The following is a 14,990-nucleotide window of genomic DNA, read 5'->3' as shown; positions in this document are numbered from 1 at the left end:
AAAATATTACACTTCGTAATCCCACTCTTCCTGCGGCGGCGGGATAATCTGCACTTTCTGTACCCTGTGGCTCTCGACCTGTAAGGTTTTCAGCGTCCACGGGCCAATCTGCACCTCTTCACCGGCTGTGGGAATGCGCTGCAGGTGTTCCATGAGCAGCCCGGCAATGGTGTGGTACTCGCGCTTTTCATCCAGCGGCAGCGGAACGTACTGCACCAGATCTTCCAGCGGCATGTGGCCATTTGCCGTCCAGCTGCCGTCGGCATTTTTCTGGATGTCGTGGCGCGCATCAATCCCTTCAGCCTCGTTTGGCAGGTTACCGGCAATGGTCTCGGTCACGTCGCTTAACGTCACAATCCCCTCGACCGAACCAAACTCATCCACCACGAAGGCAAAGTGGGTTCGCGCGTTACGGAATTGTTCCAGCGCTGACAGCAGCGGCAGCGCCTCCGGGAAGACCAGCGGCTGGCGGATCAGTACGCGCAGATCCAGCGGCTCACCGCGTAGCGACTGCTGCAACAGATCGATGACGTGCACCACGCCGAGCAGATCTTCTTCGTCATCGCCGCCGGTCACTACCAGGCGGGTATGCTGGTTTTTCTCCAGCAGCGCGCGAATTTCGCTTTCCGGCGCGCTGAGGTCGATGTGCTCGATATCGTGACGTGAAGTCATGATACTGCTGACCGTGCGCTGGTTAAGGTTGAGCACACGCTCAATCATCCGCCGTTCCTGCGGGTCGAAGATTTGCTGATCGTCCTGGTCCACCAGCAGCGAGGCGGTACCGACATCCAGCTCGGCATCCTCTTTCTTGCCGCTCAGCAGGCGCATAACCGCCTCCGTCGTGCGGCTTCGCAGCGACTGGTTAGCGGTGAGGAAGCGACGACGGTTGAAGATGGCCAGCTGGTTTAAGAACTCGATCATCACTGAGAAACCGATAGCCGCGTACAGATAACCTTTAGGTATGACGAGGCCAAAGCCTTCCGCCACCAGGCTAAAGCCAATCATCAACAGGAAGCTCAGACACAGGATAACAATGGTCGGGTGGCTGTTCACAAAGCGGGTGAGCGCTTTACTGGCCAGCAGCATCAGGCTGATGGCAATAATCACCGCCGCCATCATCACCGCCAGATGGTCGACCATGCCGACGGCAGTAATCACCGAGTCGAGCGAGAAAACGGCATCCAGCACCACAATCTGCGCCACTACGCCCCAGAAGCGCGCGCCGCGCCGCTGGGTAGGGTTATCGCTGTCTTTCCCTTCCAGCCGCTCGTTGAGCTCTACCGTGGCTTTAAAGAGCAGGAAGAAGCCGCCGACCAGCATAATGAGGTCGCGGGCGCTGAAGGTGAAATCACGGATGCTGAATAAAGGCTGGGTGAGCGTGACCAGCCACGAAATAGAGGCCAGCAGCAGAAGGCGCATCAGCATGGCCAGAATAAGCCCGGTGACGCGCGCGCGGTCGCGCTGGGTTGGCGGCAGCTTTTCCGCCAAGATGGCGATAAACACCAGATTATCAATTCCGAGAACCAGCTCAATGACGACCAGCGTCACGAGTCCCGCCCAAATAGAGGGATCGGCAATCCATTCCATACGTTGGTTAAAACCTTATGTTACAAGACAAATTGATCATGGATAAAGCCGCGGCAAAATGCAACGTCTGCCTGTGATTTATCATGACAAAATCTAAGGATATTGTGAAAATAGGGGATAATATTCCCGTGAAATATTTGATGGTGAGAAACTCACTCTGTAATCTGTCAATATAAAGAAATTCCTAAAAATACTCGATTAATTAATCTTAATATTATTCTTAAAAATATTTTTTAAGCGGCAGTTACCTTGCCTGCTATTCGCTTAACTGCAACAATTCTCTCGGTACTGAATGGAATAGCCATTTATGTGCGTCATAAAATAGTCATGCAGGGGATGTTATCCCTGCAATTATATATCCAGGAATATTCTCTATTCTTTTTATGAATGGGTGGGTTTCCTATAACAACATGATTTTTAGGTGAATTGGTAGCTGAAAGCCAAGGGCAGTAGCATGCCTGAAGGCGTGACGTAAAGCCTGAATTATTCTGTCAATAGCCTGCGGATGAATCCCAACTTTTTTAGGATATATGCCAGTTATATTCATCGGCAAATAAATGCATGGTGAGTTTACAGGTAATCAAATCGTACGGATTAATATAATTCGCACAGGATAATTTTCTGCCAAAGTGATAAATAATCAATGATGAAATCCAAACTAAAATTGATGCCATTATTGGTGTCGGTAAGCTTGATGAGTGGTTGCACCATACTTCCAGGCAGCAATATGTCTACCTATGGAAAAGATGTGATTAAGCAGCAGGATGCTGATTATGACATTGGCCGGATGGTGAATGTTTATCCGCTGACCCCGCGACTGATTGAACAATTACGCCCACGTCCCAACGTCGCGCAACCGAACATGTCGCTGGATCAGGAGTTAAGCAATTACCAGTATCGCGTCGGTTCAGGCGACGTGCTGAACGTCACGGTGTGGGATCACCCGGAGTTGACCACCCCGGCGGGGCAGTACCGTAGCTCCAGCGATACCGGTAACTGGGTCCAGCCGGACGGCACCATTTTCTATCCCTATATTGGCAAAGTGCAGGTGAAAGGGCGCACGCTGGCGGAAATTCGCCAGACCATTACCCAGCGTCTCGCCGCCTACATCACCGACCCGCAGGTTGACGTGAACGTTGCCGCCTTCCGTTCGCAAAAAGTGTATGTCTCCGGGCAGGTGAACAAATCCGGCCAGCAGGCTATCACCAACGTACCGCTGACGGTACTGGACGCGATCAACGCGGCGGGTGGTCTGAGCGAACTGGCCGACTGGCGCAACGTGGTACTGACTCACGATGGCAAAGAACAGCGCATTTCAGTGCAGGCGTTGATGCAAAACGGCGATCTGAGCCAGAACCGCTTGCTCTATCCGGGCGATATCCTCTTCGTACCGCGTAACGATGATCTCAAGGTCTTCGTGATGGGCGAAGTGAAAAAACAGAGCACGCTCAAAATGGACTTCAGCGGCATGACGCTGACCGAAGCGCTCGGCCAGGCGGAAGGCATCGACCTGACGACCTCCAATGCCAGCGGTATCTTCGTGATTCGTCCAACCAAAGCGGGCAACAACGGCAAGATGGCCAACATCTATCAGTTGGATATGTCTGATGCGACCTCACTGGTCATGGCAACCAACTTTATTCTCCAGCCGTATGACGTGGTTTACGTCACCACCGCACCGGTTGCTCGCTGGAACCGTCTGATCAACCAACTGTTGCCGACCATCAGTGGCGTTCGCTACATGACCGATTCGGCGAAAGACATTCATACCTGGTAACCGTCATGTTTAGCAAAATTCTTGTGGTTTGCGTGGGGAACATCTGTCGTTCCCCCACGGCGGAACGGCTGCTACGCAGCCATCTGCCGTCATTGACCGTCGAATCGGCGGGGCTGGGAGCATTAGTGGGTAAAGCGGCGGATGAACGCGCCGCGAGCGTTGCCGCCGAGCACGCGATTTCGCTGGAAGGGCACTGCGCGCGACAGATCTCTGGCCGTATGTGTCGTGAGTACGATCTGATTCTGGCGATGGAAAAACGTCATGTCGCCACCCTGCATGAAATGGCGCCGGAGATGCGCGGCAAGGTCATGCTGTTTGGTCATTGGGATAACGAACGCGAGATTCCCGATCCGTATCGCAAAAGCCGGGAGGCATTTGAAGCGGTGTACCAGTTACTCGACAGGTCTGCCAGCCAGTGGGCGCAGGCACTGAAAGCACAGCAGGGATAACCATGACAGATAAAGTAAAACAGATAAGCCCATCGGTCTCGGGCAACGATGAGATCGACATTGGTCGCCTTGTGGGCACCGTGGTGGAAGCCAAATGGTGGGTCATCGGCATTACCGCCCTGTTTGCCGCGCTGGCGATTGTCTACGCGCTGTTCGCCACGCCGATTTACAGCGCCGACGCACTGGTGCGCATTGAGCAAAATCAGGGCAGCGCGCTGGTGCAGGATATCAGCAACGCGCTCACCAGCAAGCCGCCGGCCTCCGAGGCGGAAATCCAGATGATCACCTCGCGTATGGTGCTCGGGAAAACCGTTGAGGATCTGGGGCTGGATATTGCCGTGAGCAAAAACACCTTTCCGATTCTGGGGGCGGGCTGGGAACGGCTGATGGGCCGCCAGAATGAGACGGTGAAGGTCAGCGCCTTTAATCGCCCGGCCTCGATGGCCGACAGCACCTTTACGCTGGAGGTTATCAACCCAACGCGCTATCGCCTGAGCAACGACGACGGTTTTAGCGCAGAAGGGAAGGTCGGGGAGACGCTGAATAAAGGCGGCGTTTCGCTGCTGGTTACCGGGATCGCCGCCCACGATGGCGCGAGTTTTACCGTCACCAAATATTCAACATTGGGGATGATCAATAACCTGCAAAATAGCCTGAGCGTCACCGAGGATGGTAAAGAGTCCGGTGTGCTGACGCTCACGATGGTGGGTGAAGACAAAGATCAGATCCGCGACATCCTCAACAGTATCGCCAACAACTACGTGGCGCAGAACGTGGCGCGCAAATCGGAAGAAGCCGCGAAAAGCCTCGAGTTCCTCGAAGTGCAGCTGCCACAGGTGCGCAGCCAGTTGGACGTGGCGGAAAACAAACTGAATACCTACCGTCAGCAGCAAGACTCCGTAGACCTGCCGCTGGAAGCGAAATCGGTGCTCGATTCGATGGTGAACATCGACGCGCAGCTGAACGAGCTGACGTTCCGCGAAGCGGAAATCTCCAAGCTGTATACCCGCATCCACCCGGCCTATCGCACGTTGCTGGAAAAACGCCGGGCGCTGGAAGAAGAGAAGGCCAAGCTGAGCAAACGCGTGACGGCGATGCCGAAAACCCAGCAGGAGATTGTACGCCTGACCCGTGACGTGGAGTCTGGTCAACAGGTTTATATGCAACTGCTGAATAAACAGCAGGAGCTGAAAATCACCCGGGCGAGCACCGTCGGCGATGTGCGGATTGTCGACCCGGCAATTACTCAGCCGGGGGTGGTGAAGCCGAAGAAAGCGTTGATCGTGCTGGGCAGCATTATTCTCGGCCTGATGTTGTCGATCGTCGGCGTGCTGCTGCGCTCGCTGTTTAACCGCGGTATCGAAAGCCCACAGGTGCTCGAAGAGCATGGCATCAATGTTTATGCCAGCATTCCGCTCTCCGAGTGGCAAAAATCGCGCGATAGCGTGAAGAGCGTCAACGGTGTGAAGCGCTATAAGCAGAGCCAGCTACTGGCGGTGGGTAACCCGACCGACCTGGCGATCGAAGCCATTCGCAGCCTGCGCACCAGCCTGCACTTCGCCATGATGCAGGCGCCGAACAACGTGCTGATGATGACCGGGGTCAGCCCGTCTATCGGTAAAACCTTCGTCTGCGCCAACCTGGCGGCGGTGATCAGCCAGACCCATAAGCGCGTACTGATGATCGACTGCGATATGCGTAAAGGCTATTCCCACGAACTGCTCGGCACCACCAATGATAACGGCCTGTCCGAGGTGCTGGTGGGGAAAGCGGCGTTTGAAAGCAGCGCGAAACGGACGTCGGTTGCCAACTTTGACCTGATCCCGCGCGGGCAGATCCCGCCAAATCCGTCGGAGCTGTTGATGGCCGAGCGCTTTAGCGAGCTGCTGAAGTGGGGTTCAGCGAACTATGACCTGGTGCTGATCGATACGCCGCCGATTCTCGCGGTTACCGATGCCGCTATCGTTGGTCGCCACGCGGGCACCACCTTGATGGTCACGCGCTATGCGGTTAACACCCTGAAGGAAGTAGAAACCAGCCTGAGCCGCTTTGAGCAGAATGGCATTGCGGTGAAAGGGGTTATCCTCAACTCGATCTTCCGCCGCGCGACGGGATACCAGGATTACGGGTACTACGAGTACGAGTATCAGTCGGATTCGAAATAATAACATCCCCCTCACCCCGGCCCTCTCCCCAAAGGGGCGAGGGAGAAAACCGAACGGTCCCCTCTCCCCTCTGGGGAGAGGGTTAGGGTGAGGGGAACAACCGCTCAAACGCTTATTCGGGGATATACCATGACAACAGACAACCCGTTGATCTCCATTTATATGCCGACCTGGAACCGACAGCAGCTGGCCATTCGCGCCATCAAATCGGTACTGCGTCAGGACTATCCTCACTGGGAAATGATTATCGTCGATGACTGCTCCAGCAGCTATGAGCAGCTTCAGCAGTTTGTCATCGAACTCAACGATCGCCGCGTACAGTACACGCGCAACGATTTTAACTCCGGAGCATGCGCGGTACGCAATCAGGCCATTCTGCAGGCCAAAGGGCAGTTTATCACCGGTATTGATGATGACGATGAGTGGACATCCAACCGCCTTTCGCTGTTTCTCGAACATAAACAGCAATTGATGGATCACGCCTTTTTGTACGCCGATGACTACGTCTGCGAAGGGGAGGTGTACTCGCAGCCTGCCAGCCTGCCGTTGTACCCGAAATCGCCGTTCTCCCGTCAGTTGTTCTATAAGCGCAACATCATTGGCAATCAGGTGTTTAGCTGGGCTTGGCGTTTTAAAGAAAGCCTGTTTGATACCGAACTGAAGGCGGCGCAGGACTACGATATTTTCCTGCGCATGGTGGTGGCCTACGGCGAGCCGTGGAAGATTGAAGCCGCTACGCAGATTCTGCACATCAACCACGGTGAAATGCAGATCACCTCGTCACCCAAAAAGTTTTCCGGCTACTTCAGCTTCTACCGCAAGCACAAAGAGAAGTTTGATCGGGCGAGTAAGAAGTATCAGCTGTTCACGCTCTATCAAATTCGTAATAAGCGCATGACCTGGAAGACGTTTCTGACGCTGCTGTCGGTGCGCAACGGCAAACGCTGGGTCGACGGACTGCGGAGTAAATGATGCTACTGGAAGATTTACATGCCAACAGCTGGAGCCTGCGCCCTTGCTGCATGGTGATCGCCTACCGTGTGGCTCATTTTTGCTCGGTGTGGCGCAAGAAAAATGTGCTGAACAACCTGTGGGCGGCGCCGGTGCTGGTGCTGTACCGCATTATCACCGAATGTTTCTTCGGCTATGAAATCCAGGCGGCGGCGACCATTGGCCGACGTTTCACCATCCACCACGGTTATGCCGTGGTGATCAATAAAAACGTGGTGGCGGGAGACGATTTCACGATTCGTCACGGCATCACTATCGGCAATCGCGGCCCGGAGAGTCTGGCGTGCCCAAGGATTGGTGATGGCGTTGAGCTGGGGGCCAACGTGATGATTATCGGCGGTATTACCATCGGTAACCACGTGACCATTGGCGCGGGCAGCGTGGTGCTGGACGACGTTCCGGACCATGCGCTGGTGGTGGGCGAAAAAGCGCGAGTGAAGGTAATCAAATGAATATTCTGCAATTTAACGTCCGTCTGGCCGAAGGCGGCGCGGCGGGCGTGGCGCTGGATCTGCATCAGCGCGCACTCCGTCAGGGGCTGTCGTCAAAATTTGTCTACGGCTATGGCAAAGGCGGTAAGAAGAGCGTCAGCCATGACCGTTATCCGCAGGTGGTGAAGCAGACCGGACGGTTAACCTCAATGGCGAACCTGGCGCTGTTCCGCCTGTTTAACCGCGATGTGTTTGGCAACCTCAATAACCTGTATCGCCAGGTCACCCGTACTGACGGCCCGGTGGTACTGCATTTTCACGTCATGCACAGCTACTGGCTGAATCTGGCGGATGTGGTGAACTTCTGCGAGCGGGTGAAGGCGCATAAAAGCGATGCGACTTTTATCTGGACGCTGCACGATCACTGGAGCGTGACCGGGCGCTGTGCCTTTCTTGACGGCTGCGAAGGCTGGAAAAGCGGCTGTCAGAAGTGCCCAACGTTGAGTAACTACCCGCCGGTGAAGGTCGATCGCGCACATGCGCTGGTCGATGAAAAACGTCAACTTTTCCGCCAGATGCTGGCGCTGGGCTGCCGTTTTATTTCACCCAGTCAGCATGTTGCCGAGGCCTTTAACAGCCTCTACGGCGCAGGGCGCTGCCAGATTATCAATAACGGGATCGACGTCGCCACCGAAGCGATTCTTGCCGAGCTGACGCCGGTAAAACGCTTCTCCTCGCGGCCTAAAATCGCCGTGGTGGCTCACGACCTGCGCTATGACGGCAAAACCAACCAGCAGCTGGTGCGCGATATTATCGCGCTGGGCGATAAGGTCGAGGTCCATACCTTTGGTAAGTTCTCGCCGTTTGAGGGCAGCAACGTGGTGAACCACGGTTTTCTGACCGATAAACGCCAACTGATGAGCGAACTGAACCCGTTGGACGCTCTGCTGTTCAGCTCGCGGGTAGATAATTACCCGCTGATTCTGTGCGAAGCGTTATCGATTGGCGTGCCGGTCATTGCTACCCATAGCGAGGCGGCAAAAGAGGTGCTGGCAAAATCCGGCGGCCATACGGTGGATGAGGCCGAGGTGCTCACCCTGGTACAGCAACCGAAAGCGGAGATCGCCGAGCAGATTTTTGGCACCACGCTGGAGAACTTTAGCGCGCGTAGCCGCAAAGCTTACAGCGGACAACAGATGCTGGAGGAATATGTCTCGTTCTATCAGAGTCTGTAGCTATCTGCTGCTGCCGTTAATCTACCTGTTGGTTAACGTGAAGCTGGCGCAGCTGGGGGAGAGCTTCCCCATTACCATTGTGACGTTCCTTCCGCTGTTGCTGCTGTTGTTTGTTGAACGCATTAATCTGAAAAAACTGATGATTGCCCTCGGACTGGGCGTGGGATTGACGTTGTTCAACTATCTGTTTGGACAATCGCTGGACCCCAGCAAATATGTCACCTCGACGATGCTGTTTGTCTATATCGTGATCATTATCGGCATGGTCTGGAGCATTCGCTTCAAAACCATTTCACCGCATAACCACCGTAAGATCCTGCGTTTTTTCTATGTGGTGATTACCCTGGTGGTGGCGCTGGCGGCGCTGGAGATGGCGCAGATTATTCTCACCGGCGGCAGCAGTTTGATAGCGACGATTTCGAAATATCTTATTTACAGTAATAGCTATGTGCTGAATTTTATCAAATTCGGTGGAAAGCGCACCACTGCGTTATATTTCGAACCGGCATTTTTTGCTCTGGCATTAATCTCAATTTGGCTTTGCATCAAACAGTTTGGTATCAAAACCCCGAAGTCTGATGCTATGATTCTGGCAGGGATAATTCTTTCTGGATCGTTTTCTGGGGTTATGACATTTATCCTGTTCTATCTGCTGGAGTGGGCTTTCCAGTACCTGAACAAAGAAGCGATCAAGAAAAAGTTACCGTTGGCGATTATCTCATTAGGCGCATTTTTTATCGGTCTGGTGTTTGCATTCCCCTATATTGCCGAGCGTATTGGTGATTTAGGAACGGAAGGATCGTCATCGTATTACCGTATAATTGGTCCATTGGTGATGGTCGGTTATTCATTAACCAGCATTGATGGGGTCGTGCGTTTTGGTTCTCTTTACGAATATGTTGCATCATTCGGAATATTTAACGGTGCGGATGTCGGTAAAACCATAGACAATGGTCTGTATCTGTTAATGATTTATTTTTCGTGGTTCGCTGTGATATTAACGGCTGGGTATCTGTACTACGTATTTAAAATGTTCATTAACGCTTTTGGGAATAATCGTAATTTCGCCGTGCAGCTGTATCTTTTCACGCCGATATCATTATTTTTTACCGGTTCGATATTTAGTCCGGAATATGCATTTTTAATTGTTTGTCCTTTTATTCTGCGTAAAGCGCTGAATATTGCTGACAGCAGATGAGGTGAAGCATGTTGTTAAGCGTGGTTACCGTCGCGTTTCGTAACGTTGATGGCGTGGTGAAAACCTGGCGTTCTCTGGCCCATCTGGCAAACGATCCCAGCCTCACTTTCGAGTGGATTGTGGTGGATGGCGGTTCTAACGATGGCACCGCAGAGTTCCTCGAAAAACGTAACGGCCAGTACCACTTACGCTACGTCAGCGAACCGGATAAAGGGCTTTACGATGCGATGAACAAAGGCATCCGCATGGCGCAGGGCAAGTTTGTGCTGTTTCTGAATTCCGGCGACAGCTTTCATCCGGATGTGTCGCAGTTCGTCCGTCAGCTGCGCGGTAAAAGCGATGATGCCATGTACCTTGGCGATGCGATGCTGGACTTTGGCGACGGCACCCAGATTCGCCGTAGCGCTAAGCAGGGTTGGTATATTTATCACAGCCTACCGGCTAGCCATCAGGCTATTTTCTTCCCGCTGCGTGGGCTGAAAAATCATCCTTATGATGTGCAGTATCGTGTCTCTTCTGATTATGCGCTGGCGGCGCGGATGTATAAGTCGGGATATGCCTTTAAACGTATTAAAGGCTTGGTGTCGGAATTTTCGATGGGCGGCGTGTCCACCACAAATAATCTACAGTTGTGCCAGGATGCAAAAAAAGTGCAGCGTGAAATATTACGTATGCCGGGCCTGCTTGCAGAATTATCTTATTTATTACGTCTGCGCACAACGGGGAAAGCAAAAGCCTTATATCACAAAGCATAAGGATACCAAATGCAGGAATTATCGGGCTTTTCGGTACCAAAAGGTTTTCGCGGCGCCGGGGGCATAAAAGTACAAATATGGTGGGCGGTTCAGGCCACATTATTTGCCTGGTCTCCACAGATATTGTATCGCTGGCGCGCATTTTTATTACGTCTGTTTGGCGCAAAAATAGGAAAAAACGTAGTCATTCGCCCGTCGGTAAAAATCACTTACCCATGGAAATTAACCATTGGAGATTATGCCTGGGTGGGCGATGAGGCAGTGTTATATACCTTGGGTGAAATAACCCTTGGGGCAAATTCGGTGGTTTCGCAGAAATGCTATTTGTGCACCGGCAGCCACGATTATCAGAGCGCGCATTTCGATATTAACGCTGCGCCGATTGTGGTTGGTGAGAAATGCTGGCTGGCGACAGATGTTTTTGTTGCCCCCGGCGTCACGATTGGCGAGGGCACAATCGTCGGTGCCCGCAGCAGCGTTTTTAAATCGCTACCGGCAAATATGATTTGCCGTGGCAATCCCGCAGTGGTTACGCGTGAGCGCGTAGAGAAAGTGACTCCCTAAACGGGACAATTTGAGGAAAATAGAATGTCAAAAGTCGCACTTATTACCGGCGTAACGGGGCAGGACGGTTCTTATCTGGCAGAACTGCTGCTGGAAAAAGGCTATGAAGTTCACGGGATTAAACGCCGTGCTTCTTCCTTTAACACCGAACGTGTCGATCACATCTATCAGGATCCGCACAGCAGCAACCCGAAATTTCACCTGCACTACGGTGATTTGACCGACAGCTCCAACCTGACGCGCATTCTGCAGGAAGTGCAGCCGGATGAAGTGTATAACCTCGGCGCAATGAGCCACGTTGCCGTGTCGTTTGAGTCGCCGGAATATACCGCCGACGTGGATGCGATGGGCACGCTGCGTCTGCTGGAAGCCATCCGCTTCCTAGGGCTGGAGAAGAAAACGCGTTTCTATCAGGCTTCCACTTCGGAACTGTACGGCCTGGTGCAGGAAATTCCACAAAAAGAGACCACTCCGTTCTATCCGCGCTCGCCGTATGCGGTCGCCAAACTGTATGCCTACTGGATCACCGTCAACTACCGTGAATCTTACGACATGTACGCCTGTAACGGCATCCTGTTCAACCACGAGTCTCCGCGCCGCGGCGAAACCTTTGTGACGCGTAAAATCACCCGTGCGATCGCTAACATCGCTCAGGGCCTGGAGAAGTGCCTGTACCTCGGCAACATGGATTCTCTGCGCGACTGGGGCCACGCCAAAGACTACGTGAAAATGCAGTGGATGATGCTGCAACAGGACCATCCGGAAGATTTCGTTATCGCCACCGGCGTGCAGTATTCGGTTCGCCAGTTCGTCGAAATGGCGGCGGCACAGCTGGGTATTAAACTGCGCTTTGAAGGTAAAGGCGTGGAAGAAAAAGGGATTGTCGTTTCCGTCACCGGTCACGATGCGCCGGGCGTGAAACCGGGCGATGTGATGGTGGCCGTGGATCCGCGCTACTTCCGTCCGGCAGAAGTTGAAACCCTGCTCGGCGACCCGACCAAAGCGCATGAAAAACTCGGCTGGAAACCGGAAACCACCCTGCAGGAGATGGTATCTGAAATGGTCGCCAAAGACCTGGAAGCAGCGAAGAAACATTCCCTGCTGAAATCCCACGGTTATGAAGTGGCGATCGCGCTGGAGTCTTAAGTATGACCAGACAACGTATTTTTGTGGCGGGCCACCGGGGAATGGTGGGCTCGGCCATCGTCCGACAGCTTGCACAACGCGGCGACGTGGATCTGGTGGTTCGCGGCCGCGATGAGCTCAACCTGCTGGATAGCCGCGAAGTGAACGACTTCTTCGCCGCTGAAAATATTGATCAGGTGTATCTGGCGGCGGCAAAGGTGGGCGGCATTGTGGCCAACAACACCTTCCCGGCGGATTTCATCTACGAGAACATGATGATTGAAAGCAACATTATTCACGCGGCGCATACGCACAACGTGAATAAGCTGCTGTTTCTCGGTTCATCGTGCATCTATCCGAAAATGGCTAACCAGCCAATGCACGAAAGCGAGCTGCTGCAGGGCACGCTGGAAGCGACTAACGAACCGTACGCGATTGCGAAAATTGCCGGTATCAAGCTGTGCGAGTCCTACAACCGCCAGCATAATCGCGACTATCGCTCGGTGATGCCGACCAACCTGTACGGGCCGAACGATAACTTCCACCCGAGCAATTCGCACGTTATTCCGGCGCTGATGCGCCGCTTCCATGAAGCGGTACAGCAAAACGCCGCGGACGTGGTGGTGTGGGGGAGCGGCACGCCGATGCGCGAGTTCCTGCATGTGGACGATATGGCGGCTGCCAGTATCCATGTGATGGAGCTGGATCGCGGCGTCTGGCTCGAAAACACGCAGCCTATGCTGTCGCATATTAACGTTGGCACCGGCGTTGACTGCACCATTCGTGAACTGGCGCAGACGATGGTGAAAGTGGTGGGCTTTAAAGGGCGGGTGGTGTTTGATGCCACCAAACCCGACGGCACGCCGCGCAAGCTGCTCGATGTTTCTCGCCTGCATCAACTGGGCTGGTACCACGAAATCTCGCTGGAGGCTGGTCTTGCCAGCACTTACCAGTGGTTTCTGGAAAGCCAGCACCGCTTCCGGGGGTAACGCATGTTTCTGAGCCAGGAAGCGTTTGCCACCGTGGTGCAGTCTACGCCGCTGATCTCCATCGATTTGATCGTCGAGAACGCGCAGGGCGAGTTTTTGCTGGGTAAGCGCAACAATCGTCCGGCGCAGGGGTACTGGTTTGTGCCGGGCGGGCGGGTACAGAAAGATGAAACGCTGGAACAGGCGTTTGCCCGCCTGACCGAGGCCGAACTGGGGCTGAGCCTGCCGATGACGGCAGGCCGCTTTTACGGAGTCTGGCAGCATTTCTATGACGAGAATTTCTGCGGTACGGATTTTTCGACCCATTACATTGTGCTTGGTTTCCGCCTGCAGGTGGACGCCGGGACCTTAACGCTGCCGGACGATCAGCATAATGAGTACCGTTGGCTGACACCGCCTGCGTTACTGGCGTCGGACAACGTTCATGAAAACAGCCGCGCCTATTTCCGGGTCGACAAATTGGCCGAGGTGCAGGGCCTATGAAGATTCTGGTGTATGGCATCAACTATTCGCCTGAACTCACCGGCATCGGCAAATACACCGGCGAAATGGTCGAGTGGATGGTGCAGCAGGGTCACGAGGTGCGAGTGATTACCGCGCCGCCGTACTATCCGGAATGGCAGGTTGGCGCGAAATACTCAAGCTGGCGTTACCGCCGGGAAAACGGCGATGCCACCGTCTGGCGCTGCCCGCTGTATGTGCCAAAGCAGCCGTCGACGCTGAAGCGTTTGATCCATCTCGGCAGCTTTGCGCTCAGCAGTTTCTTCCCGCTGATGGCCCAACGCCGCTGGAAGCCGGATCGCATTATCGGCGTAGTGCCGACGCTGTTCTGCACCCCCGGTATGCGCCTGCTGGCGAAGCTCTCCGGCGCGCGGACGCTGCTGCATATTCAGGATTATGAAGTCGACGCCATGCTGGGGTTGGGCATGGCAGGCAACGGTCGCGCCGGCAAGGTGGCAAAACTTGCCAGCGCCTTTGAGCGTAGCGGGCTGCACAACGTTGACAACGTATCGACCATCTCGCGCTCAATGATGAACAAAGCCTGCGAGAAGGGCGTTGCGCCGGAGAAGGTGATTTTCTTCCCCAACTGGTCGGAAGTTTCCCGTTTTCGCGAGGTGCCGGAAACGCTGGTGATGGCGCTGCGTCAGCGTCTTGGCCTGCCGGATGAACGCAAAATTATTCTCTACTCCGGCAATATCGGTGAGAAACAGGGGCTGGAGAGCGTGATTACTGCCGCCGAACAGCTACGTGAACAGCCGTGGCTGTTTGCCATTGTCGGTCAGGGCGGCGGTAAAGCGCGGCTGGAAAAAATGGTCGCCGAACGCGGGCTGGATAACGTCAAGTTCCTGCCGCTGCAGTCGTACGAAGATTTACCCGCGCTGCTGGCGATTGGCGACTGCCATCTGGTGATTCAGAAGCGTGGCGCCGCGGATGCGGTGTTGCCTTCCAAGCTGACCAATATTCTGGCGGTGGGCGGCAACGCGGTGATTACCGCTGAACTGCAGACCGAGCTGGGCCAGCTATGTCTGGACAATCCGGGCATTGCGGTGTGCGTGACGCCTGAATCGGTTCCGTCGCTGGTGGAAGGGATTGAGCAGGCGCTGAAGATGCCGAAGCGAAATGCGGTCGCCCGCGCCTGGGCCGAACGTTCGCTCGATAAAGAACACGTTCTCAACCAATTTATTGCTGATATTCGGGGTTAAA

General features: G+C 54.2%; 14 protein-coding genes. 13 read left to right on the top strand and 1 reads right to left on the bottom strand.

Annotated elements, in window-relative coordinates; translation table 11 throughout:
- Positions 1-6: 6 nt before the first annotated feature.
- A complete protein-coding gene (locus tag OQV04_RS12670; RefSeq protein WP_001575942.1) occupies positions 7-1,587 on the bottom strand; it encodes a TerC family protein in 1,581 nt (526 codons plus the stop codon).
- 643 nt (positions 1,588-2,230) lie between these two features.
- Between OQV04_RS12670 and OQV04_RS12665 the strand changes: the two genes are divergently transcribed.
- From OQV04_RS12665 to wcaI, 13 genes are all read left to right on the top strand, one after another.
- Positions 2,231-3,364, top strand: a complete 1,134-nt coding sequence (locus OQV04_RS12665; protein ID WP_024193904.1) for a polysaccharide export protein — start codon at positions 2,231-2,233, stop codon at positions 3,362-3,364.
- Between the two features lie 5 nt (positions 3,365-3,369).
- The gene (gene wzb, locus OQV04_RS12660) at positions 3,370-3,813 is read left to right on the top strand and encodes a low molecular weight protein-tyrosine-phosphatase Wzb (protein WP_001575940.1); all 444 of its coding nucleotides are present in this window, start codon (positions 3,370-3,372) and stop codon (positions 3,811-3,813) included.
- A gap of 2 nt (positions 3,814-3,815) precedes the next feature.
- The gene (wzc, locus tag OQV04_RS12655; protein ID WP_001575938.1) at positions 3,816-5,978 is read left to right on the top strand and encodes a tyrosine-protein kinase Wzc; all 2,163 of its coding nucleotides are present in this window, start codon (positions 3,816-3,818) and stop codon (positions 5,976-5,978) included.
- Between the two features lie 129 nt (positions 5,979-6,107).
- The gene (gene wcaA, locus OQV04_RS12650) at positions 6,108-6,950 is read left to right on the top strand and encodes a colanic acid biosynthesis glycosyltransferase WcaA (protein ID WP_001575937.1); all 843 of its coding nucleotides are present in this window, start codon (positions 6,108-6,110) and stop codon (positions 6,948-6,950) included.
- Positions 6,950-7,441, top strand: a complete 492-nt coding sequence (wcaB, locus tag OQV04_RS12645) for a colanic acid biosynthesis acetyltransferase WcaB (RefSeq protein ID WP_001575936.1) — start codon at positions 6,950-6,952, stop codon at positions 7,439-7,441. The genes wcaA and wcaB overlap by 1 nt, the downstream gene beginning before the upstream one ends.
- Entirely contained in the window at positions 7,438-8,655 is a 1,218-nt protein-coding gene (wcaC, locus tag OQV04_RS12640) for a colanic acid biosynthesis glycosyltransferase WcaC (protein ID WP_001575935.1), read from the top strand. The genes wcaB and wcaC overlap by 4 nt, the downstream gene beginning before the upstream one ends.
- Positions 8,630-9,853 carry a colanic acid polymerase WcaD gene (gene wcaD, locus OQV04_RS12635; protein WP_065357439.1) on the top strand — a complete coding sequence of 408 codons (1,224 nt, stop codon included), beginning with the start codon at positions 8,630-8,632 and terminating at the stop codon, positions 9,851-9,853. Before wcaC ends, wcaD begins: the two co-directional genes overlap by 26 nt.
- A gap of 8 nt (positions 9,854-9,861) precedes the next feature.
- Entirely contained in the window at positions 9,862-10,608 is a 747-nt protein-coding gene (gene wcaE, locus OQV04_RS12630) for a colanic acid biosynthesis glycosyltransferase WcaE (protein ID WP_032281172.1), read from the top strand.
- A gap of 9 nt (positions 10,609-10,617) precedes the next feature.
- Positions 10,618-11,172, top strand: a complete 555-nt coding sequence (wcaF, locus tag OQV04_RS12625) for a colanic acid biosynthesis acetyltransferase WcaF (RefSeq protein WP_001575932.1) — start codon at positions 10,618-10,620, stop codon at positions 11,170-11,172.
- A 24-nt stretch (positions 11,173-11,196) separates the two neighbouring features.
- Positions 11,197-12,318 carry a GDP-mannose 4,6-dehydratase gene (gene gmd / locus OQV04_RS12620; RefSeq protein WP_001575931.1) on the top strand — a complete coding sequence of 374 codons (1,122 nt, stop codon included), beginning with the start codon at positions 11,197-11,199 and terminating at the stop codon, positions 12,316-12,318.
- Positions 12,319-12,320: 2 nt separating this feature from the next.
- Positions 12,321-13,286 carry a GDP-L-fucose synthase gene (gene fcl, locus OQV04_RS12615; protein WP_001575929.1) on the top strand — a complete coding sequence of 322 codons (966 nt, stop codon included), beginning with the start codon at positions 12,321-12,323 and terminating at the stop codon, positions 13,284-13,286.
- Positions 13,287-13,289: 3 nt separating this feature from the next.
- Positions 13,290-13,769, top strand: coding sequence for a GDP-mannose mannosyl hydrolase (locus OQV04_RS12610; protein ID WP_101969453.1), 480 nt, complete (start codon positions 13,290-13,292; stop codon positions 13,767-13,769).
- On the top strand, positions 13,766-14,989 hold the full coding sequence (wcaI, locus tag OQV04_RS12605) for a colanic acid biosynthesis fucosyltransferase WcaI (RefSeq protein ID WP_001575925.1): 1,224 nt from the start codon (positions 13,766-13,768) through the stop codon (positions 14,987-14,989). Before OQV04_RS12610 ends, wcaI begins: the two co-directional genes overlap by 4 nt.
- The last annotated feature ends 1 nt before the right edge of the window (position 14,990 follow it).

The organism is Escherichia sp. Lx600-2 (assembly GCF_036662595.1).
Lineage (GTDB): Bacteria > Pseudomonadota > Gammaproteobacteria > Enterobacterales > Enterobacteriaceae > Escherichia > Escherichia coli.
The sequence above is the reverse complement of the archived record's forward strand: the minus strand, read 5'-3'. Positions and strand labels throughout refer to the sequence as shown.

Coding starts and splice junctions, on each gene's coding strand:
- wcaI (WP_001575925.1), top strand. CDS start 13,766: ATGAAGATTCTGGTGTATGGCATCAACTATTCGCCTGAACTCACCGGC.
- wcaC (WP_001575935.1), top strand. CDS start 7,438: ATGAATATTCTGCAATTTAACGTCCGTCTGGCCGAAGGCGGCGCGGCG.
- OQV04_RS12610 (WP_101969453.1), top strand. CDS start 13,290: ATGTTTCTGAGCCAGGAAGCGTTTGCCACCGTGGTGCAGTCTACGCCG.
- OQV04_RS12670 (WP_001575942.1), bottom strand. CDS start 1,587: ATGGAATGGATTGCCGATCCCTCTATTTGGGCGGGACTCGTGACGCTG.
- wzc (WP_001575938.1), top strand. CDS start 3,816: ATGACAGATAAAGTAAAACAGATAAGCCCATCGGTCTCGGGCAACGAT.
- wcaF (WP_001575932.1), top strand. CDS start 10,618: ATGCAGGAATTATCGGGCTTTTCGGTACCAAAAGGTTTTCGCGGCGCC.
- wzb (WP_001575940.1), top strand. CDS start 3,370: ATGTTTAGCAAAATTCTTGTGGTTTGCGTGGGGAACATCTGTCGTTCC.
- fcl (WP_001575929.1), top strand. CDS start 12,321: ATGACCAGACAACGTATTTTTGTGGCGGGCCACCGGGGAATGGTGGGC.
- wcaD (WP_065357439.1), top strand. CDS start 8,630: ATGTCTCGTTCTATCAGAGTCTGTAGCTATCTGCTGCTGCCGTTAATC.
- wcaA (WP_001575937.1), top strand. CDS start 6,108: ATGACAACAGACAACCCGTTGATCTCCATTTATATGCCGACCTGGAAC.
- gmd (WP_001575931.1), top strand. CDS start 11,197: ATGTCAAAAGTCGCACTTATTACCGGCGTAACGGGGCAGGACGGTTCT.
- OQV04_RS12665 (WP_024193904.1), top strand. CDS start 2,231: ATGATGAAATCCAAACTAAAATTGATGCCATTATTGGTGTCGGTAAGC.
- wcaB (WP_001575936.1), top strand. CDS start 6,950: ATGCTACTGGAAGATTTACATGCCAACAGCTGGAGCCTGCGCCCTTGC.
- wcaE (WP_032281172.1), top strand. CDS start 9,862: ATGTTGTTAAGCGTGGTTACCGTCGCGTTTCGTAACGTTGATGGCGTG.